This is a genomic window from Lentibacillus sp. CBA3610 (assembly GCF_013373365.1).
Classification (GTDB): domain Bacteria; phylum Bacillota; class Bacilli; order Bacillales; family Amphibacillaceae; genus Lentibacillus.
The window spans coordinates 840,382-865,473 of the sequence record NZ_CP035925.1; the positions used below are offsets into that span (position 1 = coordinate 840,382).

At 41.7% G+C, this 25,092-nt stretch carries 24 protein-coding genes; 21 read left to right on the forward strand and 3 right to left on the reverse strand.

The window, feature by feature from the left end; all coding sequences use genetic code 11:
• The first annotated feature begins 808 nt into the window (after positions 1–808).
• The 7 genes from Len3610_RS04270 (at position 809) to coaD (ending at position 4,894) form a co-directional block, all read left to right on the forward strand.
• Positions 809–1,870, forward strand: a complete 1,062-nt coding sequence (locus Len3610_RS04270) for a CAP domain-containing protein (protein ID WP_176446865.1) — start codon at positions 809–811, stop codon at positions 1,868–1,870.
• Positions 1,871–1,982: 112 nt separating this feature from the next.
• Positions 1,983–2,378, forward strand: a complete 396-nt coding sequence (locus Len3610_RS04275) for a YlbD family protein (protein ID WP_176446866.1) — start codon at positions 1,983–1,985, stop codon at positions 2,376–2,378.
• An 8-nt stretch (positions 2,379–2,386) separates the two neighbouring features.
• Entirely contained in the window at positions 2,387–2,623 is a 237-nt protein-coding gene (locus Len3610_RS04280) for a YlbE-like family protein (protein ID WP_369693641.1), read from the forward strand.
• A 58-nt stretch (positions 2,624–2,681) separates the two neighbouring features.
• The gene (locus Len3610_RS04285; RefSeq protein WP_176449547.1) at positions 2,682–3,116 is read left to right on the forward strand and encodes a YlbF/YmcA family competence regulator; all 435 of its coding nucleotides are present in this window, start codon (positions 2,682–2,684) and stop codon (positions 3,114–3,116) included.
• Positions 3,117–3,173: 57 nt separating this feature from the next.
• Positions 3,174–3,449, forward strand: a complete 276-nt coding sequence (locus tag Len3610_RS04290; RefSeq protein WP_176446867.1) for a YlbG family protein — start codon at positions 3,174–3,176, stop codon at positions 3,447–3,449.
• Between the two features lie 391 nt (positions 3,450–3,840).
• Positions 3,841–4,395, forward strand: coding sequence for a 16S rRNA (guanine(966)-N(2))-methyltransferase RsmD (gene rsmD, locus Len3610_RS04295; protein WP_176446868.1), 555 nt, complete (start codon positions 3,841–3,843; stop codon positions 4,393–4,395).
• Between the two features lie 13 nt (positions 4,396–4,408).
• Positions 4,409–4,894 (forward strand): pantetheine-phosphate adenylyltransferase, encoded by a 486-nt coding sequence (coaD, locus tag Len3610_RS04300; RefSeq protein WP_176446869.1) that lies wholly within the window; start codon positions 4,409–4,411, stop codon positions 4,892–4,894.
• 179 nt (positions 4,895–5,073) lie between these two features.
• On the opposite strand, the gene ylbJ is transcribed toward coaD, so the two are convergent.
• The gene (gene ylbJ, locus Len3610_RS04305) at positions 5,074–6,282 is read right to left on the reverse strand and encodes a sporulation integral membrane protein YlbJ (protein WP_176446870.1); all 1,209 of its coding nucleotides are present in this window, start codon (positions 6,280–6,282) and stop codon (positions 5,074–5,076) included.
• 259 nt (positions 6,283–6,541) lie between these two features.
• On the opposite strand from ylbJ, the gene Len3610_RS04310 reads away from it, so the two are divergent.
• On the forward strand, positions 6,542–7,564 hold the full coding sequence (locus Len3610_RS04310; RefSeq protein WP_176446871.1) for a SepM family pheromone-processing serine protease: 1,023 nt from the start codon (positions 6,542–6,544) through the stop codon (positions 7,562–7,564).
• Between the two features lie 177 nt (positions 7,565–7,741).
• Here Len3610_RS04310 and Len3610_RS04315 read toward each other — a convergent pair whose 3' ends face one another.
• The gene (locus Len3610_RS04315) at positions 7,742–8,953 is read right to left on the reverse strand and encodes a nucleotidyltransferase (protein ID WP_176446872.1); all 1,212 of its coding nucleotides are present in this window, start codon (positions 8,951–8,953) and stop codon (positions 7,742–7,744) included.
• Between the two features lie 838 nt (positions 8,954–9,791).
• On the opposite strand from Len3610_RS04315, the gene Len3610_RS04320 reads away from it, so the two are divergent.
• The 4 genes from Len3610_RS04320 to Len3610_RS04335 all read left to right on the forward strand — a co-directional run bounded on the left by Len3610_RS04320 (position 9,792) and on the right by Len3610_RS04335 (position 12,175).
• A complete protein-coding gene (locus tag Len3610_RS04320) occupies positions 9,792–10,313 on the forward strand; it encodes a YceD family protein (RefSeq protein ID WP_176446873.1) in 522 nt (173 codons plus the stop codon).
• Between the two features lie 45 nt (positions 10,314–10,358).
• Positions 10,359–10,535 carry a 50S ribosomal protein L32 gene (rpmF, locus tag Len3610_RS04325; protein ID WP_135108195.1) on the forward strand — a complete coding sequence of 59 codons (177 nt, stop codon included), beginning with the start codon at positions 10,359–10,361 and terminating at the stop codon, positions 10,533–10,535.
• A 242-nt stretch (positions 10,536–10,777) separates the two neighbouring features.
• Positions 10,778–11,539 (forward strand): enoyl-CoA hydratase/isomerase family protein, encoded by a 762-nt coding sequence (locus tag Len3610_RS04330; protein WP_176446874.1) that lies wholly within the window; start codon positions 10,778–10,780, stop codon positions 11,537–11,539.
• Positions 11,540–11,692: 153 nt separating this feature from the next.
• The gene (locus Len3610_RS04335) at positions 11,693–12,175 is read left to right on the forward strand and encodes an RsfA family transcriptional regulator (RefSeq protein WP_176446875.1); all 483 of its coding nucleotides are present in this window, start codon (positions 11,693–11,695) and stop codon (positions 12,173–12,175) included.
• Between the two features lie 206 nt (positions 12,176–12,381).
• Here the strand turns inward: Len3610_RS04335 and Len3610_RS04340 are convergent, their stop codons facing one another.
• Entirely contained in the window at positions 12,382–12,867 is a 486-nt protein-coding gene (locus Len3610_RS04340; protein ID WP_176449548.1) for an N-acetyltransferase, read from the reverse strand.
• 222 nt (positions 12,868–13,089) lie between these two features.
• Here Len3610_RS04340 and Len3610_RS21670 point away from each other — a divergent pair, with 222 nt between their 5' ends.
• The 9 genes from Len3610_RS21670 to murF all read left to right on the forward strand — a co-directional run bounded on the left by Len3610_RS21670 (position 13,090) and on the right by murF (position 25,085).
• Complete coding sequence (locus Len3610_RS21670) at positions 13,090–13,434, forward strand: DUF3397 domain-containing protein (protein WP_369693677.1); 345 nt, start codon at positions 13,090–13,092, stop codon at positions 13,432–13,434.
• 98 nt (positions 13,435–13,532) lie between these two features.
• The gene (gene bshC / locus Len3610_RS04350) at positions 13,533–15,158 is read left to right on the forward strand and encodes a bacillithiol biosynthesis cysteine-adding enzyme BshC (protein ID WP_176446877.1); all 1,626 of its coding nucleotides are present in this window, start codon (positions 13,533–13,535) and stop codon (positions 15,156–15,158) included.
• 235 nt (positions 15,159–15,393) lie between these two features.
• Complete coding sequence (gene mraZ, locus Len3610_RS04355; protein WP_176446878.1) at positions 15,394–15,825, forward strand: division/cell wall cluster transcriptional repressor MraZ; 432 nt, start codon at positions 15,394–15,396, stop codon at positions 15,823–15,825.
• Positions 15,826–15,853: 28 nt separating this feature from the next.
• Positions 15,854–16,834 (forward strand): 16S rRNA (cytosine(1402)-N(4))-methyltransferase RsmH, encoded by a 981-nt coding sequence (gene rsmH, locus Len3610_RS04360; RefSeq protein WP_176446879.1) that lies wholly within the window; start codon positions 15,854–15,856, stop codon positions 16,832–16,834.
• Positions 16,831–17,208 (forward strand): cell division protein FtsL, encoded by a 378-nt coding sequence (ftsL, locus tag Len3610_RS04365; protein WP_176446880.1) that lies wholly within the window; start codon positions 16,831–16,833, stop codon positions 17,206–17,208. Before rsmH ends, ftsL begins: the two co-directional genes overlap by 4 nt.
• A gap of 16 nt (positions 17,209–17,224) precedes the next feature.
• Positions 17,225–19,399: a penicillin-binding protein gene (locus Len3610_RS04370; RefSeq protein ID WP_176446881.1), complete on the forward strand. Its 2,175-nt coding sequence runs from the start codon at positions 17,225–17,227 to the stop codon at positions 19,397–19,399.
• A gap of 301 nt (positions 19,400–19,700) precedes the next feature.
• Positions 19,701–21,635: a stage V sporulation protein D gene (locus Len3610_RS04375; RefSeq protein ID WP_176446882.1), complete on the forward strand. Its 1,935-nt coding sequence runs from the start codon at positions 19,701–19,703 to the stop codon at positions 21,633–21,635.
• A 481-nt stretch (positions 21,636–22,116) separates the two neighbouring features.
• Complete coding sequence (locus Len3610_RS04380) at positions 22,117–23,595, forward strand: UDP-N-acetylmuramoyl-L-alanyl-D-glutamate--2,6-diaminopimelate ligase (protein ID WP_176446883.1); 1,479 nt, start codon at positions 22,117–22,119, stop codon at positions 23,593–23,595.
• Between the two features lie 122 nt (positions 23,596–23,717).
• Positions 23,718–25,085, forward strand: coding sequence for a UDP-N-acetylmuramoyl-tripeptide--D-alanyl-D-alanine ligase (gene murF / locus Len3610_RS04385; RefSeq protein ID WP_176446884.1), 1,368 nt, complete (start codon positions 23,718–23,720; stop codon positions 25,083–25,085).
• The last annotated feature ends 7 nt before the right edge of the window (positions 25,086–25,092 follow it).

A 25,092-nucleotide genomic window follows, 5' to 3' on the forward strand; every position in this document is an offset into this window, starting at 1 on the left:
TTAAGGCTCTTTTCGTAATCTTTGTATTTTTTAACTTCGCAGTTGATATAAACTGCGACACACTGAAAAATTTAAGTGCAATGACACGGGTGCCCCCGTGAGTCTCCTCGGGCATTCGGTGTGCTCGTCGTGTTGCAAGACTTTTCGGTGAAGCAGCACTCCTCGCAACTCGTAGCGTATTCGGTGGATGTATTGCTCGTCCCTGTGGGGTCTCAGGTTGGTCACTGTTCCCGCAGGAGTCTCCGCGTATTTCCTACGCTGGTATTGACGGTCGTTCTGCATTTTGAATGTTGAAACTCAAAATAAAGTGTCTAGTGGGCTTTTTCTCACTAGGATAGAACAGAACACTGAGCTGCGGAAAAATGCGACACTCCTGCGGGAAAGGAACAGTCTGAAGACCCCGCAGCGAGCGCTAAGGAACAAAGGCTAAGAACGCCACGTCAATAGCCAACGCCTCCCGAGACCAACATCGTGTTGGCCCGCGAGCGAGGAGGCTGAAGCGTTCCCCGCGGAAAGGGAGTATTTTTTTCCGAAGCGATGAATCAGTACTCAGTCCCGGTAGAATGGGATGAAGACTTTCCGATAGTTATGTCGCACTTTATGGATTTTGTGGCAAGAACCACAGTCTTTTAGAAAACAGCCTTTGTTAAAACGTTTTATACACTATGTTATATTAATTCATACTAGCCAATAGAAAATATTATCTGAAAGTCTTGGCCTTTCTGCTAAATAAAAGCATGTATTGGCCTTTTCATACATACAAATATTTTACATAGCTTTTTAAGATTTAATAGAAGGGGAAGAAAACATGCGTTTATTACGAATAATCGTTGTATTGTTACTGGCAGTTACCGGTGTCTATTATCTATTAGAAACGAATGATTTTCTGGAGGAAGACTCAATAGAGAATTCCAGTCAGGTTCTGGAACAAAAAGATAATAAACTGGAATCAAAAGAAATACCGGAAACTCGGACGACTGTCCCCTTGGAAGGCAGTACTTATCAATGGATGAATAAGTCGACAAGTGAATTGACGGAAAATTTTGGTGAACCACAAAGAAAGGATTTAAGTGCGTATGGCTATGAATGGTGGGTCTATACAGATGGAGGAGAACAATTGATCCAATTTGGAATTGATGACAATCAGGTGAAATCCATTTATGCACTTGGCAACGATTTATCAATTGAGCCTGCTGAAATCGGACAAGCTTATGATTCAACCTCCGAAGCATTTTCATTTTCGAGTGACGTAACATACAGCAAAGATCTATCCTCTTATACTTTCAAGCTTAGCGATGAGGAATTGCAGGAACGTCCTTTGGTAAAGGTGACGGATAATATTTTTTTGCAGTTATATTTTGATACATTTACAAATGAACTGTCGGCTATCCGTATGTTATCGGCCGATATTCTTCTGCTGCATCAGCCGTATGAATTGCATTATCGGGGCGAACTGCCGGAAAACGCGAATTTCACTGATGAACAGTGGGCACAGGTCGAAGAAGGGGCAGAACAGCAAATTTTTCAAATAACCAATGTTCTGCGCAGCCAATATGGAAAATCAGCTTTGGAATGGGATGATGCTGTAAGTAAGGTTGCCTACCAGCATAGTGAGGATATGGCGGAGAATAATTATTTTTCCCATTATAGTCAGAATGGTGACGGTTTAAAAGAGCGATTGGCGGCACAGGAAGTGTTTTACCAGTCTGCCGGTGAAAACATTGCTGCTCAATACCCGGATGCACAAGCTGCTCTTCATGGCTGGTTAAACAGTGAAGGTCACCGCGAAGCATTGCTGAGGGACGATTTTACACATCTGGGTATCGGCGTTCACCGTTTTTATTACACACAAAACTTTCTTAAAAAATAATAAACAGGAAAAACGCATAGGGTGTATGCGTTTTTCTTGTTATGAGGCACAAAGTTTGCCCATTTCTCATAAATTAATGAGTAATAGATAATCGTTACTGAGGTGAGTCGTCATGAGTGATAAACTTCACCCGAGTGTCAGGGAATTTAAAGCATTTTTACAAAAGCATCCCGGTCTGGTGGAAGAAGTGAGAAAAAGTGGAAAAGGTTTTCAGGAGTATTATGAAAAGTGGGCCTTACTTGGGGAAAATGATCAGTTCTGGGATCAATATAAAGAGAGGGGCACTGCTAAACCTGACAGCAAACCTAAACAGGGAAAGGCGGAATTGTTAGAGCGGCTTGCTCAAATCTCAGAAAATGTTGATTTGGATAAATTCCAAAAACAAGTGGATAACATTAATAACACAATTACGACTGTTCAGGGGTTGCTGGGTCAATTCCAATCATCCCAAAACACGCCCCGGCAGCCATTTGGTAACCAAAACTTATTCAAAGGCTTCAAGGATTAGGGGGTGATATGATGCAGGCATCCACATATCACTTTTTACAGCAAAACCCGAAATTTGCCCATTTCGTTCGGTTTAATCCTGTATGGTATCGCTATCTGACAAGAGATCCATATCGGATAATGGAGTTGGAAAAGGCATCGAAACAATTTTATGGTAAAACATTTTCACAACAAGTTGATAAAGTCGGGAATCATGTACAGATGGTCAATATGCTTATCAATCTTTCCGAAGTTATGAGAGACTAGTCGTATGACTGTTTTAATCTGTACTATTACATGATAAGATAAAAGTGGAGGTGAGATGATGATAGCAACATTGGAATACGCAGATATCCTGGATCATTCTGAGTTAGTCAGTGAAATGGTCTTGAAGTCTGACGTCATGGAATCTTATCAAGAGGCGCGGAATGCCCTTAATGAAGATGCGGAGGCACAAAAGCTGATTAAAGCTTTTAATGATATAAAGGAACAACACGAGGAAGTACAGCGATTTGGCAGGTACCATCCTGATTATAATGTCATCATGAAAAAGGTGCGCTCTACAAAACGGGAAATGGATATGCATGAAAAAGTAGCAGCATTTAAAGTGGCGGAGCGTAATTTACAGCAGATGCTTGATGACATAAGTGAATACATTGCTTTTAGTGTAAGTGATGAGATTAAAGCACCAAGGGATGGAGCGGCATTAACTGACACTGGATGCGGCCATGGTGGAAAATGCGGATGTAATGCATCTTGATGTTCAAACGGGATTCTGATATACTATTCCTAAATTAAACGTTAGTGAGGATAGGCGATGAGACCGAAACGTCAAGGGCTGATTGTCTGGTTTCAGCATATGAAAAATGTTCGACATATTAAGCGTTATGGGCATTTGATTTATTCGTCCAAAAAACTCAAGTACGCCGTCATCTATGTAGATCAGGAGAATCTGGACAGTGTGGAATCCAAATTGCTGAAACTGCCATTTGTTTCAAAAGTGGATCGTTCCTATAAACCTTTTTTACAGACAGACTTTGAAAATCCTCAACCTGATAAGGCCAAACAATATGATTATAAAATAGGTATTTAACCTTTGCGGCGCATACATAATAAGGCTGCAAAGGTTTTTTATCAGTGGAGAGTGGCTTGGACTGCATGCTTAATAGATAAACTATGTGAAAATAGACAAAAGAAAAAACCTGCAGAAAAACGTTTCTGCAGGTCCCTTTGTTTTCTTGTCAGAAAACAAAAAGGCAAAGGGAGAGGAGAAACCGGAGGAAGAACTTATGGGGAAGTGTAAGTCTTCTCCGTGTTTTTGAAACAGCCAAGCATTTTTAAGCTGTTTCATTATCTTATTATGGACATGATAAACGTTTATATACATATTTTTTCTTTGAAAATAGATATTTTCTGAAACGATTATAACAGATGCCTTGCGATTTTATTTTGATAAGCTTATTATAATTTAATGAGGTGGTTTTATGCGTGTTATCGCCGGGCTCTATAAAGGACGTCATTTGGAAGCGGTCCCGGGTAAATTTACGAGACCTACTTCGAATAAGGTGAAAGAGGCGGTCTTTCAGGTTTTAGGGCCCTTTTTTGAAGATGGCATTTGCCTTGATCTGTATGCGGGCAGTGGTGCGCTGGGGATTGAGGCATTAAGCAGAGGTATGGAGCAAGGTATATTTGTAGACAAACATCCAAAAGCTATACATACCATTCATAAAAACATCCGCACACTTAACTTAGAGAACAATACTGAAGTATTTCGTACAGATTCATATCGAGCATTGAATGCCACTGCAAAAAGAGGGGTGCAATTTGACCTGATATTGCTTGATCCCCCTTATCAAAAGGTAAGCTACGGTAAATTGCTCGATACGATCAGTGATCTGCAGCTGTTAAAAAGGGATGGTCTGATTTATTGTGAGCATGAAGTCTCTGAACAATTACCGGACCAACTTGATCGTTTTCATGTCATGAAACAGGAACACTATAACGACACGACTGGAATCACCATCTATCAAAATAAATAAAGGGGGGTTTCCATTGAATCGATTAGCAATCTGCCCGGGGAGTTTTGATCCGGTTACATATGGACATCTTGACATTATCGAACGGGGTGCCAAAATTTTTGATGAATTAATCGTTGCTGTTTTTAATAATCAGTCCAAGGCGCCATTATTTTCGGTTGATGAAAGGGTGGCTTTACTGCAGAAAAGCACAGCACATCTGCCGAATGTCTCGGTTGATACAAGCGCGGGGCTATTGATTGATTATGCAAGAAATCATAAGGCGGATGCAATATTGCGCGGGTTGCGTGCCGTCAGTGATTTTGAATATGAAATGCAAATTACAGCTATGAACAGGAAACTTGATGACAACATTGAAACATTTTTTATGATGACCAATAATCAGTACTCATTTCTGAGCTCAAGTATCGTCAGGGAAGTTGCCAAATATAAAGCGGATGTTTCGGATTTAGTCCCTGACCCTGTTGAAGCAGCCTTACTGGAAAAATTCAGCAGAAAATAGAATAAAGGTACAAGGGGTCGTCCAGTGACGTATGGACGATCATTAACTCCTGCCACTCCGCTGATTTAAGTGGAAACGTATTAAACGATAAAAATCCGAACTGATTCGAAATTTTACGAACGAATTTTGAATCATTGTTCGGATTTTACTTGTAATTCTATACTTTTGTCCCAGCCCTTTTATATTTTTCGAATCCGTCTTAGCATTATAAAGGCAGCAACGAATAGAGCGGCAAATGTGATGACTGGTCCAATCTCGGCTAAACGAAATAAAAAATTCATCCACGGTTCTTCCTGGATATTCGTTGATACGGGTGCGCCCTTAAAATCAAATGATGTACGGTTTAAATACAACGGTGTGTAAAAGAAAACGGTCAAAATTGCTGCAAAAACACCATGGAGTATTCGTGCAAAAAAGTAAGGTGCAAATCGGATATCGGTTGGAGCAAGGATACTTGCGACCTGCGCCTGAACTGATAGGCCATTAAATCCTAATATAAAACTGACAACAATAATTTTTTCCATCAAATTAGCACTTTCTTCTTGCGAAACCTGGCTGGCGCCCAGAGTGATTTCGAATAGCCCGGATAATAACGGCAAGGCCAAATCAATTGGCAGCGTAAAGATTTGCAATATATATTGAAACCATGATGCAATGGCAGGCGTTACCCCGACAATATAGAGCAGTTTAGTGAAAACGGAAAACAAGATAATGAAACCCCCGACCATCATCAGTGTCTGAATTGAATTCACCACAGCATCACCGATAATTTTTCCGAAAGGCCGCGGGTCATTGAGCCTGGTACGATGCATTTCCTGGAAAGCTCTGATAATTGATACTTTTTTCTTAGCCGATTTTGTCGTGTTCTTTTCAGCTTTCCGGCCGTAAAATCGCATACAAATGCCAACCAGCGCATTACCTATGTAGTGAGATGCAGCGAAAACGATACCGAGCTTTACATCGTAAAAGAAACCGACTGATATCGCACCAAAAATGAATAACGGACTGGAAGCGTTGGTGAATGATACAAGCCGTTCAGCTTCAATCCGCGTCAGCTGTTTTTCTTCACGCAGACGTGCTGATATCTTAGCCCCTGTCGGATAACCACTTGTCATTCCCATCGCCCACGCAAAACTTCCAGCACCAGGCACATTGAATAACGGTCGCATGATCGGCTCACAGAGGACACCTAAAAATTTCACAAAACCGAAACTGATTAATAACTCGGCTGTTATAAAAAATGGTAATAATGACGGGAAGACCACTTCCCACCACATGTTTAATCCGCGTATACTGGCTTCCAGTGACTGATCGGGATATTTAATAAGGGAGATGGCAATAGATACAGTAATCCCGGCAAGGAAGATTGTTTTGAATTTATGTTTCAATGTTATGCCCCCTAGTGAATGATGGGTGATCCTGTACTTCTCTTTTGGTAAGTAGTAAAATAATATTGACCTTATTTATATAGATTGAACGAGTCATGCTGGAAGGATTGCTCAAACGTTTATTGGATATTTAGTGTTCAGGAACAATTTGTACAAGTCTATACCAATATACGCACATACATCATGGTTTTATGACATACACTTTTTAGACACGTCCTGAATGGGGCATTAGAGGAATGGAAAGGGGATTGGCTTTACCTTGAGATTTACAAAGAAGCATATTATTTATTTAATTATAGTCATTGGCATTGCATTTTTTATTTCAGCTTATAAGCTCCCATTTTATGTCTATAAACCGGGCGGTGCTGATCCCCTTAATCCGATTGTAGAAGTGGAAGATGGTTATCAAAGCGAAGGAGATATGCATCTCGTTACAGTTCGTGGGGGACAGGCAACACCGGTTCAATATTTATGGGCGCAGGTCCTGCCTCACCAGGAAGTCATGCCGCTTCGCGAGGTTAGACCAGAAGGAGTGTCTGAGGACGAATATTTTCATGCTCAACTGCAAATGATGGAAAGTTCTCAGGAGGCTTCCACCGTTGTCGCTTATGAAGCGGCAGGTGAAGATATTACGATTGATTATAATGGCGTTTATGTCGTTTCTGTTATAGAAGGGATGCCGGCAGATGAGATTTTAGAGACTGGTGACCGAATCATTGGTATTGATGGGAATACGATAGAAGAGTCGAATGATCTGATAGAATATGTTGAAAATAAACAACCTGGCGAAACCATTACGGTTAATGTTGTACGCGAGGAAGAAGAACTTGAAAAGGATATCACATTGGAAGCTTTTCCGGATGTGGATGATAAAGTCGGAATTGGTATCCAGTTAGTAACTGATCGCAGTGTAGACGTTAATCCGCCAGTGAACTTTTCCAGTGGAAGTATTGGCGGGCCAAGTGCAGGCCTCATGTTTTCATTGGAAATATATGACCAGCTGACCGAAGAGGAATTGACAAATGGGTATGAAATCGCCGGTACTGGTGAGGTGGATTATCAAGGGAATGTACTCCGGATTGGCGGCATCGATAAAAAAGTGGTTGCAGCAGACCAGGAAGGGTGTGATATCTTCTTCGCCGCAAATAATAACGGCGAAGAAGGTTCAAACTATGAGGACGCCGTACAAGCAGCGGAGGAGATCGGTACCGATATGGAAATTGTACCTGTAGATACGTTTGATGACGCACTGGAGTACCTGCAAAACCTTGAGCCTGCATAGGCGGGATATTCAGAAATACTTTTTGTAAGACTTGAAGCTTTTATCCTGCAACCCGACTACACAAATACTTGTTACAAGATATTTTGCAGCAGAAGATACTCCCCTCACAACTCAGAGCTTACTCAGCTATGTATTACTCGTCGGTTTTCGTGGAAGGCCGGCGGTCTCGTGCTATGTCTATACCCTGATTGGTGGCTCAAGTTCCTGATGATGGAAGGCATTTTTCTTTTCAGGCGGAAGAATGCTGTAATAGGCATGACTTGCTTTTTCTTCGATCGACAGCATCGGATCTGTTCCTTGGGCAAGTGTTGAAATCAACGGTACATTCATTTCCTTCTTCTGGCTGTTTAAATACATTTGTCCGGTTTCTGTCATACCCAGTAGTCTTACATATGGAACTGTAGAGGTATTCCTGATCGTATTGGTGTCTGTTTTCTTTGTATTCGTTAAAATATGGGCAAATATGCGTTGAAGCCTGGTCCATGTATAACGTTTCGTTTTTATATTGTTCATCCATTCATGGAAGGAATGAGCATTATGGGCCGATTTTTTGATGCGGTATTCCAGACCTTCATCAACACCGTTGATAGCAGCAAGTTCATCTTCCGGCATCGTCATCACCCGGTAATGAAGAAGATGGAAATAGCACTCCCATGAATGCCAGGAAGTGGCTTGTTGCTGATAATTGTGCAATTGATCGATAGTTTCTTCTGGAAGTGTACTGACTGCTTCTCTCGATATGCTGTGTGTCTTTAAAAGTTCATTCCGGATGCTTGTGGCACTTGCGATAGAGCCAGTGATGGTTCTGTCGTGATAGCCGCTTTTTGTTCGGGTAATAGTTAAAGGTTGGATTGGCAGGTTTTGATCCATAATTGATTTAACATAGCTGAACCCGAGAATATTATTGGGCTTTGCCAGGTCCATTTCATCCGTCGATAACCCAATGCTTTGGTAGGCATAACGACTGGCTTCCGGGAAGGATAGACCCTGATTCAATTTTTCCTGGAGTGTTGTTTTGTAGTTTGACTGATTGTGTTTAAACACATCATAACCTTCAGTGAAATGGGAGATGTCGCCTGATTCACTCCCGAAACAAATACTGGATACACCTATTTCATTGAGTGTTTGCACAGAACCTTTGGCAAATAGGTCACTGCTTTGGACAGCATATACATAAGGGAGTTCCAGTACGATATCAACGCCGGCTGACAAAGCGGATTTTGTCCGGTGAAACTTATCCATAATAGCCGGTTCGCCGCGCTGCAGGAATGACCCGCTCATGACAGCAATTAAACAATCAGCACCGGATGCTTCTTTGGATGCCTGTACATGAAAGGCATGTCCATTGTGAAAAGGATTATATTCAACAATTATGCCACAGGCTTTCATATTTTCAGTCCTTTCTAAAACTAAGATTCATCTCAGTCCGCATGTAACTTGACGTGTACTATAAAAATCAGAGATTCGATTATCCCGTATCTTTCTTTTAGTACATGATCTGATGCGGCTTAATTAACATTCAAGGAATGCGTCCCACCGAATGATGTTTCACTATATTGTATCAAAAAAGGTGTCAGGATGCATGGTTTGATATGCGTTAACAGGGAATACTGTTAATAAACATTTGTAATGTTCTTTTCATAAATTTTGTTGCTTTTAAACCTCGCAGTTGATATAAACTGCGACACAATGAAAAATTTGAGAGCGATGACACCCGCTCCAGAAATACGCTCCGCGCACCTTAGGCGGCCTGGTGAGCCTCCTCGTGCTCGTCGCGTTGCAAGTAATCTCGGCGAGGCATACGCTCCTCGCAGAAAAGATGCTGGCGCACTGCGGGGTCTCACCTATGCCTATCCTCGCTGGAGTCTCCGCGTATTTCCTCCGCTGGTGTTGACTTTCTGTACATTGAATGTTCTCCACTAGGACAGAACACCGACACTAAGCCTGCGGAAAAATGCGACACTCCTGCGGGAAAGGAAACGTCTGAAGACCCGCAGCGAGCGGTTTTGCGAGTGAGGAGGCTGAAGCGTTCCCCGCGGAAAAGGGAGTATTTTCCGCAGCGATGAATCAGCACTCAGGTCCGGTAGAATGGGATGAAGAACTTTTCGATAGTACGGTCGCAGTTTATGGATTTTTGCAGCAAAACAGCCTGGTGTAAAAGAGAAACATGTTGACAAAATAATCCATTTTCCTTTTAAAATAACTCTTGTTGCCTTGAGGTGATAGCATGAAATTTCCATTAGGTCAAATTAAAAAAAATACAGACAGCAATCCGTTTACGTTTGATGAACATGTGGATGTTTCCGAGCTGGAATCAATGAATAACGATATACGGGAAGTTGGTTCTGTTCACGTACATGGAACTGCTGTGGATCAGGGTGATGACATCATTTTCACATTTAACATTGATGGCAGGATGATAATGCCATGTGCCCGTACTTTAGTTGATGTCCCCTATCCGTTTAACATTAATACGGTTGAAATTTTTTCAGAATCACCTTATGAAGATGATGATTCAGATGATGAAATTCATCCAATCGATGGGGAAGTACTTGACTTAACCCCATTAATAAAGGAAAATATCTTACTGGAAGTTCCTTTTCGTGTGTTTTCAAATGATGAAAATGCCACAAACCAAGCCCCATTTGAAGGGGATGGCTGGGAATTTAAATCAGAAGACAAAATTGAGCGCAAGCCAGATCCACGTTTAAAAAAACTGGAGTCTTTACTGGACGATAAAAAGGAATAGGAATATGCATTTCTGTTTCCTTCATAGTTGAAGGAGGTGTAAGTGATGGCAGTACCAAAAAGAAGAACATCCAAAAAGGTGAAAAACCAACGTCGTACGCATAAAAAATTGCACGTGCCTGGTATGGTGGAGTGCTCAAATTGCGGTGAACTGACAAAACCGCATCATGTATGCAAATCATGCGGACATTATGATGGAAGAGAAGTTGTAGCAAATGATTAATTTGGACTGATAGGCTAACCCGAACAGATCACTGATGAAAGTGATCTGTTTTTATTTTTAGGTCATAAAGGATAACATTTTAGATGAAGACTTCAATCTTGAAATCGGCTAATTCGCCGATTTCGTCCAATCTGACTTCCGGCCTCTGACCTCTGGAAAGACGAGGCTGGGCCTGAGTTTTTCTTAACATGGACTAGATTTGCAGAAGGGTTGATATTAAATGAAAGAAGGGGCACAAGCAAATGACAGAGTTGGTCCAATACAGAACAGCTGCACAAGGTTATGGTGAAATAAAGCTTAATCGGCCGGACAAAATGAATGCCGTATCAAATGAGATGGCGGCATCATTCAGAAAAGCGATCGAGACTGCTAAACAACAGCCGATAAAATTTTTGGTCATTACCGCTTCCGGGGAGCTCATGTTTTGTGCCGGTGGAGACTTAAAGGATTTACACGGGGACATGAATTCTGACGAAGCATTTGCCACTTTATATCCTATGAAAGAAGTGCTGTACGAAATTGTATCTTTTCCCGTTCCAACCGTTTGCCTGCTGAATGGAGATGCAATGGGAGGTGGCTGTGAAATTGCAACAGCGTGTGATTTTCGCATTGCCAGGGAACATGCCCGGTTCGGATTTGTTCAGACAAAACTGGGAATCATACCAGGCTGGGGCGGCGGGGTACTTTTATATGAAAAAGTTCATCCTGCTTTTGCATTTCAGTGGCTGATGGAAGCGGAAAAGCACGAAGTCAGTTTTCTGCATGATCGATGCTGGATCCAAAGAGTTGCTGCTGATAATGAATGGAATGACCGGGATACGCTTTTAAGACCATATCTCTCAAAGTCACTCGAGCAAATGAAAATATTAAAAAATCAATATAAGAAAAAAATATCAAGCTTATCGCTTTCTGCTCAGATGGACGATGAAGTGAGAAATTGTGCTGAGTTATGGGAAACAAAGGAACATAAGGAAGCTGTCCGACAATTTTTTTCGCGAAAATGAGGTTTTACAACATTTTACGTTACTGCTATATGTTAAGCTAACCTAATCGGCATGATAGTGAATGGCTGGTTTTCCTGAAAATTTTGGCTGTGATCGATTCTATCACACCTACCTTTTGCATACATTGATAGCAAATGCATAAGGAGGGATGTTATGAATGCTACACGCCAGGATGCATGGACGAAAGATGAAGATATACTATTGGCAGAAACTGTTCTTCGCCATATAAGAGAGGGAAGGACACAGCTTGAAGCGTTTAAAGAGGTAGCTGAACAATTATCGCGAACCTCAGCAGCATGCGGTTTTCGCTGGAATGCATCTATCCGGAAGCAATACGAGGATGCGATTGAGAGCGCCAAAGAAGACCGCAAACAAAATAATCGTCAGAAGACAATGATTCACTATGATTCAAAAAACATGAACAGCGAGGATCCACTTACAGATGCCATTTCTTTACTTGAAAAAATGCGGAATCATTCCCCTGGAGAAAAGCAATTATTCCATTATGAGCAGGAAAGCATACGTCATCAGCTGGTGAAGGAAAATGAGGCACTGAAACAACAACTGAGCCGATATGAACAGGCTTGGGAAGAGATGGGAAAGTTATGGGCTTGGGTCAATGAACAAAAGAAATGAAGAAACAAGACATGAATGTTGGTGTCAGGCCATTCATGTCTTTATTTTTAATAAGGCAGGCGTTTTAAATACAGAAATCGGCTCTCTCGCCGATTTCATCCAATTCGGCCTCTTACCTCTGTCCTCTGGAAAGACGAGGCAAGACTTTAGTTTTTCTTATTCATGTATGGCAGCATGGCCAACAACCACCTTACCGTTCTCACGGGTTACGATTCTTCAAGATTCTTTTCTTTCACACCTGCAGGCATCCAGATGAGCGGATTTTCACCCAGGTCTCTCTCCATTTCATATTTAGCTTTTCGGAAACCCATCTTTTCCCAAAAACCATGTGAGTTAATCCGGGGATTTGTTTTAATCGGCAGTTGAAAGCTTTTCGCAAAATCAACCAGGGCTTTTCCGTAATTTCTCCCCCGGTAATCAGGCAAAACTTCCAGCTTCCACAGTTCCAGGTAATCCTGAGGCGGTTCGAAATACGCATCATATTTCTCTCTGACACGATACAAACTCATGCGGGCGATCAGGTTATGTCCCATATGAATGCCATAAAACGGGGATTCACTGTCATTTTCAATGATATTGTTCTGTAAATCCTCTAACATGGACAATTCCTGATTGCCGTATTCTTTAAAACGCTTGAATTGCTCCAATGTTTTATAATTGATTAAAAGCTTCTCTACCTTTATGTTGTTCATCATTATCCAGCCCCCTAAGAGACAAAAGTATTTAGAATTTCTCTATTATTAATTATAATATAAAAAGACCAGGAATGGAATGGAAGAAACAAGAATCATGGGGGATTTTAGTAAAAGCCTTTTGTTCGGCCGCAATTATATCTTTTAAAAAATACTTGAATGGCAGAAGGGAATTAATGACCGTAAATGTTATTGGATTTATTTGCTTATATTATTGGAACCATGATTACTATACCAGTCATGATAACTTTGGCTGTCTATTTTGTGAGTAAAAATATATACGGGCGAAAATGGCGAGCTCTTCATGCCGCTGTAAACTGGACGACACTACTTTATATCATTAATGTGATGATAATGTTCAAAACGATTGTCGGAAGTGCGTTTCCAGGTATCATTCTTGCTGTACTGCTTACGATGTTTGCAGTTATAGCCGTGGTTCAGTGGAAAATGTATACTGAAGTTGTGTTTAGAAAAGTGTTTAAAATTTTTTGGCGTGCCTGCTTTTTGATATTTATCGTGTTATACGTTTTACTAATTTTAATTGGAATTATACTGAATATAGTTTAAAGCTAAATGTTTATAAACAGTTTGAGTGCAAACAGCTCCCGATTTATGTACAATACGTAATGGATATATATGATTACGGTAAAAGGAGCATATGATCAATGCGGATCACGCCAATTAAATTACAAAAACAGAACGCATTAATAGATGATTATCGGAAACAACATCCAAGTATTTCGGAGCATTTTGACTATGATCCATATTCGGAAGCGACCTACCATACAAGAGCGCAGGTATTACAACAGAAATACATCGATCGCGAACAACTGACGGAGGCATTAGCCGGGATGAATAAACGATGGGATGCTCCTGAAGCTGTATATCGGAATATTAACAGGCTGAAAAAAGATAATAGTGTTGTTGTTATAGGGGGACAGCAGGCAGGTCTTTTGACGGGTCCGATGTATACGATTAATAAAATCATATCAATCATTCAATTTGCCAAAGATCAGGAGTCGAGACTTCAGATACCTGTTATACCAGTATTTTGGATAGCTGGTGAGGACCATGACTTTGATGAAATAAACCATATTTATGTCCCGGAAGAAAACAGTTTGAAAAAACATAAATTACAACAGCAGATAACTGATAAATGCCCTGTATCAACTATTTCAATTGATCAATCCGCGGCCGCACAATGGGTGGATAACCTATTTGAACGGCTGACCGAAACTGAGCACACCCAAAGTTTATACAGGACAATTCAGAATTGTCTGCATCAATCAGCTACATATGTTGATTTTTTTGCAAGAGTTATTTATCAATTGTTCGATGAAGAAGGAATTGTTCTTGTTGATTCTGCTGATTCCGGACTGCGTGAGTTGGAACGGGAGCATTTCACCACGCTAATCAAAAAACAACGGGAAATCAGTTCGGGGGTCCATACGTCATTACAACAGCTGAGTCAAAAAGGTTATTCTGTTTCTCTGGACACGGAATCTGATGATGCCCATCTTTTTTATCATGAAGGTGACAATCGAATTTTATTGACGAGGGACGATGAAGGCAACTGGGTAGGCAAACAGAATGAAGTTCAGTTGACAACGGAGGAAATGCTGGAGGCGGCAAACAACCACCCGGTACTTTTAAGCAATAATGTTGTCACAAGGCCGCTCATGCAGGAATGCTTATTTCCGACGCTAGCTTTTATTGGAGGACCCGGCGAGGTTGGCTACTGGTCTGCTTTAAAGCCCGCGTTTCAGGCAGTTAATATGGAGATGCCGCCAGTGCTCCCGCGTTTATCATTAACATTAATTGATCGTCACGTTGAAAAAATAATGCTTAAGTATGGTATCACTGGTGATGATGCAGTTAACTATGGCGCGGAAGCTGATAAAATCAAATGGCTGACTTCCCAAAGTTCACCACCAGTCCAGCAAATTGCTTCTGAAGTCCGACAGGCTGTTGCAGGCGTCCACAAACCATTACGTGATATCGCCAGGGAAACACGGACCGATTTAGGCGAGTTAGCTGATAAAAACCTCTACTATTTGAATGAACATATTGCGTATCTGGAAAATCGGATTATGAAAACATTGGAAGAAAAGTATGTTGGCGAGTTGCATGAATTTGATTTGATCCATAATAGCACCCATCCACATAATGGATTGCAGGAACGGATCTGGAATCCATTATTTTGGCTGAATGATTACGGCGTTTATTTCATTAAACAACTAGCAAGGAAAACGTGCTCATTTGAGTATGACCACCACATTGTTTATCTGTAAACAAATATCCCCCACCTTCTACCACTTTCGCTGAATGAGTGGCGGAAGGTGGTTTTTTTATGCCAAAAAATCCCCCTTGTTACAGTGTTTTCGGGATATTGGCATGTCTTATTTATCACCGGCTCTCATGAAGCCATAGGCCTAATTTATAATATCACGGAAAAAATTTTAGAAATACGGTGGTGAATTGTGGGGGAATGTGGTAACATGTCTATAAGAAAGTGGGGCGTACTCTATGTTCATGGGTGAACACCAGCACAATATTGATACAAAAGGAAGAATTATTGTGCCTGCCAAGTTTCGTGAAGGGCTTGGGGATACCTTTGTTGTTACCCGTGGACTTGACAAGTGTCTATTTGCTTACCCAATGGATGAATGGAAATTGCTTGAGGAAAAGCTGAAAAAACTCCCACTTACTAAAAAAGATGCCCGTGCTTTTACAAGGTTCTTCTTCTCTGGAGCAGTTGAATGTGACGTGGATAAACAGGGAAGAATAAACATTCCGCAGCCATTACGCAATTATGCTGCTTTGGATAAGGAATGTGTTGTCATTGGCGTGTCCAATCGGGTTGAATTCTGGGCTAATGAACACTGGGAAGACTATTTCAATGACTCAGAAGAATCGTTCGGTGAAATTGCCGAAAACCTGATGGATTTTGATATTTAAGCTTTTGGAGAGAAAACGGGTGTAATTCATGTTTAATCATTACAGTGTTTTAGAAGAAGAAGTGCTCAAAGGACTGGCCGTTAAGCCTGATGGTACATATGTGGACTGTACAGTTGGTGGTGGCGGTCATGCCGAACGAATTGCTTCACATTTGAACAGCAATGGCCTGCTGATAGCTTTTGATCAGGATCCCGAAGCTCTTGAGGCGGCTAAGAACCGTCTTCACCCATATCAGGACCGAATTCTTTTTATTGAGGCAAACTTCAGGGAACTTGCGTCACAATTAGCCGATCATCAAATCGCGCACATTGATGGTGTTTTGTTTGACTTAGGTGTCTCTTCCCCACAGCTGGATCACGGGGAAAGAGGCTTTAGTTACCAGCATGACGCAACACTGGATATGCGCATGAATCAGTCCCAGCAACTGGATGCGTATAAAATCATAAATGAATGGTCATATAACCAATTAGTGAAAATATTTTTCAGTTATGGTGAGGAGAAATTTTCCAAACAAATAGCTCGAAAAATTGAGAATACCAGAAAAGAAAAACCGATTGAAACAACCTATCAGCTGGTGGATATTATCAAAGAGGCAATTCCCGCTCCGGCCCGCAGAAAGGGCGGACACCCGGCGAAGCGGATTTTTCAGGCTTTGCGGATTGCTGTCAATGATGAATTAACCACATTTAATGATGCGCTCCATCAAGCGGCACGATCGGTTGCCATTAACGGCAGAATCGCTGTTATAACCTTTCACTCATTGGAAGACAGGATATGTAAGCAAGCATTTAAAAAATGGACGACAGCAAAACAGGTTCCGCGAAACTTGCCGGTCATACCAGAAGATCATCAGGCGCCATTTAAGTTGGTCAATAAAAAACCAATTGTGCCCAGTGAGGATGAACTTGATGAAAATCGTCGATCTCGCTCAGCTAAATTACGAATTGCTGAAAAAATAGATCAGTGGCATGCAGATTTCACATATGAAGAAGGGTGGAAAAAATCATGAATGATAATCTTGCTCGAAGCTGGGAACGATCCTATGCATCAAATGCACCAAAACAGGATAAACAAACAGTCGTCAAAGTCCGGAAAAAAAGCTGGATCACAAAGGGCGAAAAGATTCTGTATTCAGTGGTCGCTGTTATATTGATCGCTGCAAGTATTTATGTTGTTTCCTTTGCGTCTTCAACAGATTCGCTCAACAGAGAATTGGAATCACTTGAACAAAATGTACAGCACCAGAAAGTCACCAATGAAGGATTGGTTTATGAGAAAAAACAATTGGAGAGGCCTGAACGAATAACGCGAATCGCAAAAGAGAATGGTTTAAAAATACAGGATGCCCAGGTAAAACAAGCAACAGCTTATAATAACAACTAAGCAAGGCGGATGCGTTATGAAGAAAAACAAAAATACTCAGGTTATGTCCGGGATTCTGATTATTCTGTTTGTTGGGCTATTTTTACTTATATCCGGAAGATTCCTGTATATCCAGGCTACGGGAGAGATTGATGGTGTTTCACTGGAAGCACTAGCTGAAGAAAAGCGGACTGCATCCTACACCCTTGATGCAGAACGCGGGAATATTTATGATCGAAATGGAATGACATTAGCATACGATCGTCCTACATATCGAATTCAGGCAATTGTAAGTGAATCATATACGCAAGATGAAGAGGAGCCAATGCATGTTGTGAATCCGGAAAAAACAGCAGAAGAACTGGCTCCTTTATTGGAGGCGGATGAAAGTTATCTGCTTGAACAGTTGCAGGAAGGTATCCAGGGAGATCAGTTTCAAGTGGAATTCGGTAATTCAGGTAAAGAAATTTCACAGGAAACCAAGGAAGAAATCGAGGCATTAGAACTTCCTGGGATTGAATTTGTTGAAGAACCCATCCGTTATTATCCTAATGGTATGTTTGCATCACATATCGTTGGGTTTGCGCAAAAGGATGATGCGGTCATTAATGGTGTTACCGGAATAGAAAATGAGATGAACGGCCTGTTGGGCGGAGAAGATGGGTATATCTCGTATGAACGTGACCAGTATAACACCAGATTATTGAATCCGAATGAAGTGATTAAGCAGCCGGAAGATGGCGGAGATGTTTACTTAACCATTGACCAAAAGATACAAACATTATTGGAAGATGCCATGACACAAATGGATAACGAATACGATCCTGAGCGTATGTCCGCAATCGTAATGGATCCCGAAACCGGCGAAGTATTGGCCATGAGTAACCGGCCAAGTTATAATCCGAATAATCCGGCAGATGTTGAAAACTGGTACAATGATGCGATAGCGACACCAGTTGAACCAGGGTCGACCATGAAGATGTTCACATGGTCAGCAGCCATGGAAGAAGGTGTCTATCAAGGTGACGAATGGTTTGAATCAGGCACATATGAAATCAGCGACCGTGTGGAACCGGTCAGGGACCATAACGGCGGCGATGGCTGGGGGTCGATCACCTATGATGAAGGTTTCGTCCGTTCTTCAAACGTTGCCGCTGCCAAACTTTTATGGGAAAAAATCGGTACGGAAGAATTCCTGAATTATTGGGATACATTTGATTTTGACGAAAAAACTGCTATCGATTTGCCTGGTGAAGATACGGGACAACTCGTCTATGATTACCCGCGTGATAAAATATCGACAGCCTTCGGGCAAGCGAGTACTGTCACACCTATTCAGCAAATGAAGGCTGCAAGTGCCATTGCCAATGATGGCGAAATGATGAAACCCTTTGTCATTTCGGAAACAGTGGATTCTACCACCGGAGAAACACTCGAAAAAAATTCTCCGGAAGTCGTATCAGAACCGATTTCACAGGAAACCTCCGATAAGATGCTGGATCTTATGGAATCGGTAGTCTCGTCTGAAGACGGCACAGGACAGCAATATAAACTTGAAGATTACTCAGTTGCAGGTAAAACCGGCACATCACAAATCTATGAAAACGGTGAATTATTAACTGGCCACGGGAACAATATGTTTTCGTTTCTTGGAATGGCACCAAAGGAAGATCCCGAACTGATGATGTATGTGTCCGTTAAACAGCCTGATATTGATTATGACGAAATTGGCTCAGCTCCAGTCTCATTCATTTTTAACAATGTCATGCAGAATAGCCTGCATTACTTGAATATTGAACCTGACAAAGAAGCATCCGAGCAAATTCAGCCGGTTCAATTGCCGGAAATCGTTGAACGGGAAACGTCACAAGTCCAAACTGAACTGGAAGATAGTGGTTTGAACGTGTCCGTAATCGGCTCCGGCAATACGATTACAAACGCAAGTGCGGCTGAAGGTGACGAATTGCTTCCGGGCGACAGAATTATTCTTGTAACAGATGAACCGGAAATGCCGGATATTACCGGTTGGTCATTGCGGGATATTCTCCAATTAGCCGGCTTAATTGAATTGAGAGTTGAACCGATTGGGAATGGTTACGCCGTGACACAAAGTATTGAGGAAGGTACGCCGCTTCAAAAAGATGATTATTTAGGCGTTGAACTGAATCCCCCTGAAGATACTGAAGGAGAATCCGGGGATACAGACGAATAACAGGAGCAAAAGAGACAAGCATGCCACGTCCTGTTTAAATTGCGGGACGTGGCTGTTTTTGCAGCGTCAGAAAGTATAGAATATGGTTGACCTTATAAGAAAGTATATTATTTCAGGGGCCGTTTTCAATCTTGAAATCAGGGAATTTGCCAATTTCTTCAAGTCCGATTTCCGGCATCTGACCTCTGAAAAGACGAGACCAGGCCTGAGTTTTTCTAATCGTGTAAAAATGTTCTATTCGATTTTTCATGCTCATATAGTGGATACAAGCCTACCTATGAATATGAAAAGGGGATCGAATATGAAACGTGTATCTTCTGTTACTGTACGAAAACGAATCATCGCGGTTTTTCTTATCGGGCTCTTGCTTTTTTTAATTATTGATGTGCGGCTTGGATATGTCCAATTTGTGATTGGTGATGATCTGATGGATCTTGCTGATGAGTCCTGGAGCAGAGATATTACTTTTGAGCCTGAGCGCGGGAAAATATTGGACAGGCAAGGTGAGGTACTGGCTGAAAATGTTTCGGCACCATCCGTTATTGTTGTACCCAAACAAGTAGAAAATCCCCAGAATACTGCAGGCAAAATGGCCGACATATTGAATATTTCTGAACAAGAGGCGTACGACTATGTCACAAAAGATGCAGTCTATTCACGTGTGCATCCCGAGGGAAGGAAGCTATCAGAGGAACAGGAAGAGGCCTTCCGAACATTAAACCTTGATGGAATATATCTGGCGAAGGATTCCAAACGCCATTATCCCTTTGACGACTCTTTGTCGCATGTTTTAGGGTTTGCTGGTATTGATAACCAAGGTTTAATGGGACTGGAACTTTTTTATAATGAGCAATTGAGTGGCGAAGAAGGAAGTTTATCCTTTTATTCTGATGCTAAAGGTCAGGAACTTGAACAAATTGCGGATGATTATAAAGCTCCCGAAGATGGACTGAATTTGAAAACAACAATCGATTCCAGGGTACAGACTATTATGGAACGTGAACTGGATCTTGCTGTATCACAATATAACCCGGACGGTGCAATGGCGATTGCAGTTGATCCCGACACGGGAGGCGTTATGGGAATGGCGTCACGACCAAACTTTCATCCCGAAGATTATCAGAATGTCGATTCGGAAATATACGATCGTAATTTACCAATATGGAGTACATTCGAACCAGGATCGACCTTTAAAATTATCACCCTGGCAGCTGCTCTCGAGGAACAAATGGTGGATCTTGAGGATGATGAGTTTCATGATGACGGGGATATTTCTGTAGGCGGTACAGAGCTGCACTGCTGGAAAAGTGGCGGGCACGGTCACCAATCCTATCTGGAAGTTGTGCAAAATTCCTGCAACCCCGGATTTGTACAAATGGGCTCCGAACTTGGTGAAGAAAAACTATTCAGCTATATTGAAGACTTCGGGTTCGGGGAAAAAACAGGTATCGATTTGCGTGGTGAAGGGAATGGGATTTTATTTGAACCGGAAGATGTCGGCCCGGTTGAGCTTGGAACGACTTCATTTGGACAGGGCGTTTCCGTAACACCTATCCAGCAGGTAATGGCTGTTTCAGCGGCTGTAAATGGTGGAGAATTATATGAACCTTATATTGCCGAAGAATGGGTTGATCCAAAGACAAATCAGACAGTAGATAAAGTTGAGCCAACACTAAAAGAAAACATTATTTCGGAGTCCACCTCAGAGGAAATCCGCTATGCCCTTGAAAGTGTTGTCGCTGAAGGAACCGGACGTCCGGCATACGTTGATGGTTATCGTGTTGGCGGCAAAACAGGTACAGCCCAGAAAGTGGGTCCGGATGGCAACTATATGGCGGATAATTATGTTGTATCGTTTATGGGATTTGCACCGGCTGATGACCCCGAAGTTGTTGTTTATGTTGCCATAGACAATCCGAAAGGTACAGTACAGTTCGGCGGACCTGTTGTTGGACCAATCGTCGGAACCATTATTGGAGATAGTCTGCGTGCCATGGGTGTTGAGCCAAGCGAAGGCGGGCCGGACAAAGAATATACCTGGCCCGAACAGCCACCGGTTGAAGTACCGGATCTGATCGGTCTGAGGAAAGAAGATTTAATTGAATATCAGACGAACCTGTCAATTGAAACAAGCGGTTCCGGAAATTATATTGTTGACCAGGCGCCAAGCCCAGGAGCAAAAGTCGAACAAGGTGAAAAAGTAAGAATTTATTTATCTGATGAAAATTCATCGTGAACAAGTTAAAAGTTTGCTATAATAAAGTGAAACTTCATTCAGTGAAGCGCATTTCTTCACTGAATGTTAGTTGAACCGAATCGGGCATTTACAGGCAGTTAGTCGCCGTATTTTGGCGGGTTAATGACCTGTTACATGCGGGGAAAAGTGAAACTTCATTCAGTGAAGCGCATTTCTTCACTGATATAAAGAACAAAGGCTAAGTACGCAACGTCCTGTTGCAACGCCTTTGTGACCTGCATCCTGCAGGCCCGAACCGAATCGGGCATTTACAGGCAGTTAGCCGCCGTATTTTGGCGGGCTACTGACCTGTTACATGCGGGGAAAAGTGAAACTTCATTCAGTGAAGTGCACTTCTTCACTGAATGGTAGAAGAACGTTTTATGCTCTATATCAAAAAAAGAATGTAAAAAGGCTGCAATCAGTCAAGCGTCCGGTTGCACCTAAAATGTATAGTTTAGTTCAGAACAGGGTGTTTGAAATGAATTTGTCAAAATTGCTATCTATTTTACCATTTTATGATGTTTCAACAGAGACTGACGATATAACGATCAGTCATGTAGTAGCTGATTCCAGACATGCAGGCGATGGGAGTCTGTTTGTTTGTGTGGAAGGTTTTACGGTTGATGGCCATGAATTTGTTGAACAGGCTGTTAACAATGGAGCTTCTGCTATACTTGCAGAAAAAGATGTGAATGCTTCCGTTCCAGTTATTCGTGTTCCGGATACTACCAGAGCGATGGCGATACTAGCTTCCAGGTTTTATGGTTATCCAACGCAGGAATTACCGCTTATTGGCGTGACCGGTACGAATGGTAAAACCACGATCACCTATTTGCTGGAATCGATTTTTAATCAGTTAAATCGGAAAGCAGGAATTATCGGGACGATTCAAATGAAAATCGGTCAGGAAACTTATCCGGTACAGAACACAACACCTGATGCATTAAATTTACAAAAGTCATTTCATAAGATGATTCAAGAAAATGTCGATACGGCGATCATGGAGGTATCGTCCCATGCATTGGATATGGGACGTGTTCAAGGATGTGATTTTGATATCGCAGTGTTTACAAATTTATCTCAGGATCATTTGGACTATCACGAGGACATGAAAGATTATCTCCATGCGAAAAGTCTTTTGTTTGCACAGTTGGGGAATACCTATAATGAGGAGAAAAAGAAATTTGCGGTCATTAATAAGGACGTTCCCGAATATACCGTACTGGAAAAAAGTACAGCACAGCATGTTATGACATATGGCTGTCACGGTGATGCACAGGTTAAGGCAACTGACATCAGTTTGGAGATAACGAAAACGACATTTACGATGGATACCCCAGTCGGATCAACTCGGATAAACAGCAGACTGATTGGAAAATTCAATGTGTACAATATGCTTGCTGCAAGTGCAGCCGCCATCTGTGCAGGTGTGCCGCTTGACGTTATCAAAGACGCACTCGAAAGTGTTCAAGGTGTTGACGGGCGTTTCCAGCCTGTTGATGATAACCAGGAGTTTGCGACAGTCGTTGACTATGCACATGCACCAGATTCATTGGAAAATGTACTGCAAACGATTAAAGAATTTGCTGAAAATAATGTTTATGTAGTGGTTGGCTGTGGCGGTGACCGGGATAAATCAAAGCGCCCGTTAATGGCTTCAATTGCACTGCAATATGCAGATCAGGCTATTTTCACTTCTGATAACCCACGTACAGAAGATCCGCAAGCCATTCTGGACGATATGACGGATGGACTTGATGCTGATCATTATACGGTTATCGAAAACCGCCAGGATGCTATATATCATGCAGTTTCTCTCGCTGAAAAAGGTGATATTGTATTAATTGCCGGAAAAGGACATGAAACTTACCAGGAAATCGGCAATACCCAATATAACTTTGATGATCGTGAAGTAGCAAAAGAAGCAATACAATTTAAAGTTCAACATAAAAAATAGGAGAACCGGCCGACATTCGGGATAATGATGAAACAAACGTGTCACCGGGAATCCAAGTATATGTTATCTTCATTAAACTTTTCGAACGTCTTTTAAGATAAGGAAGCTAAGGAGAATCAGGAATGCTATTTACAATCGGATGGCTGGCAACTGTTTTCACGGATTTTAAAGGATCTGCACATGATTCAGCAGAGATTGCTGAAGTGACAACAGACAGCCGGGTAAAAGCAGATCAATCCCTGTTTATTCCATTAACAGGTGAAAACTTTGATGGTCATGATTATATGAAAGAAGCCTTTAACCAGGGAGCTATTGCTGCCTTATGGGATAAAAAGAAAAAACTGCCGGATTTTTTGCCGGGTGATTTTCCGGTGTTTTTTGTCGAGGACACGTTGCGAGCGCTGCAGGAACTGGCGCAGGCGTATCGGGAAAAGACAAATCCGGTCGTTATTGGTGTAACCGGGTCGAATGGTAAGACGACAACCAAAGACCTGATTGCTTCAGTTGTTGATTCATCTTTTAAAACACATAAGACACAAGGCAACCTGAATAATCAAATCGGTGTTCCACTTACGATTTTGTCAATGCCGCCGGATACAACAGCACTGGTAGTGGAAATGGGCATGAATCACTTTGGTGAAATTGAAACTTTGAGTCATATAGCGAAACCCGATTATGCGGTGATAACGAATATTGGTGAATCACATATTGAATATTTAGGCTCAAGAGAGGGGATTGCCAAAGCAAAGCTCGAGATTACCAAGGGATTGAGTGAGGATGGACACTTAATAATTGATGGTGACGAAACACTGTTAAGGCAGATTCATCAGCGTCACCATGTTATCACATGCGGATTTGACGTGAGCAATGATGTTTTCATAAAAAAAGTAAAGCTTTTTCAGGAATATACACAATTTGAACTCTCAGATGATGATGCCTATACGATATCATTGCTCGGGAGTCACCATGCGTTGAACGCAGCCTTTGCAGTAACGATAGGAAAACTGCTTGGTATAGCAAGAGAGAATGTAAAGCAGGCTTTAACAGAATTGAACCTGTCAGCGATGCGGTTTGAAATGCTGAACGGTAAAAATGGTTCATCCATAATCAATGATGCATATAATGCTTCACCAACGTCCATGAAGGCAAGCGTGAATGTTGTGAAGCAATTAGAAGGATTTATGCAAAAAGTTCTTGTTTTAGGGGATATGTTTGAGCTTGGTGAAAAGTCAAAAACTCTTCACCAAACGGTTGCAGACAATATCGATGATTCGGTGGATGCCGTTTTCACTTTAGGTGATGACGCAGATGAAATAACCTCTATTGTGAAAAAACGGTATCCATCAATCGATTGCAGGCCCTTCAATTCCAGGGAAAAATTATCTCAAGCCCTTGAGGAATATGTTTCAAACGATACGTTAATCTTGTTTAAAGCTTCTCGGGGTATGCACTTTGAATCATTCGTCAAGCAAGTTATTGATCCATCGTAAAAAGCAT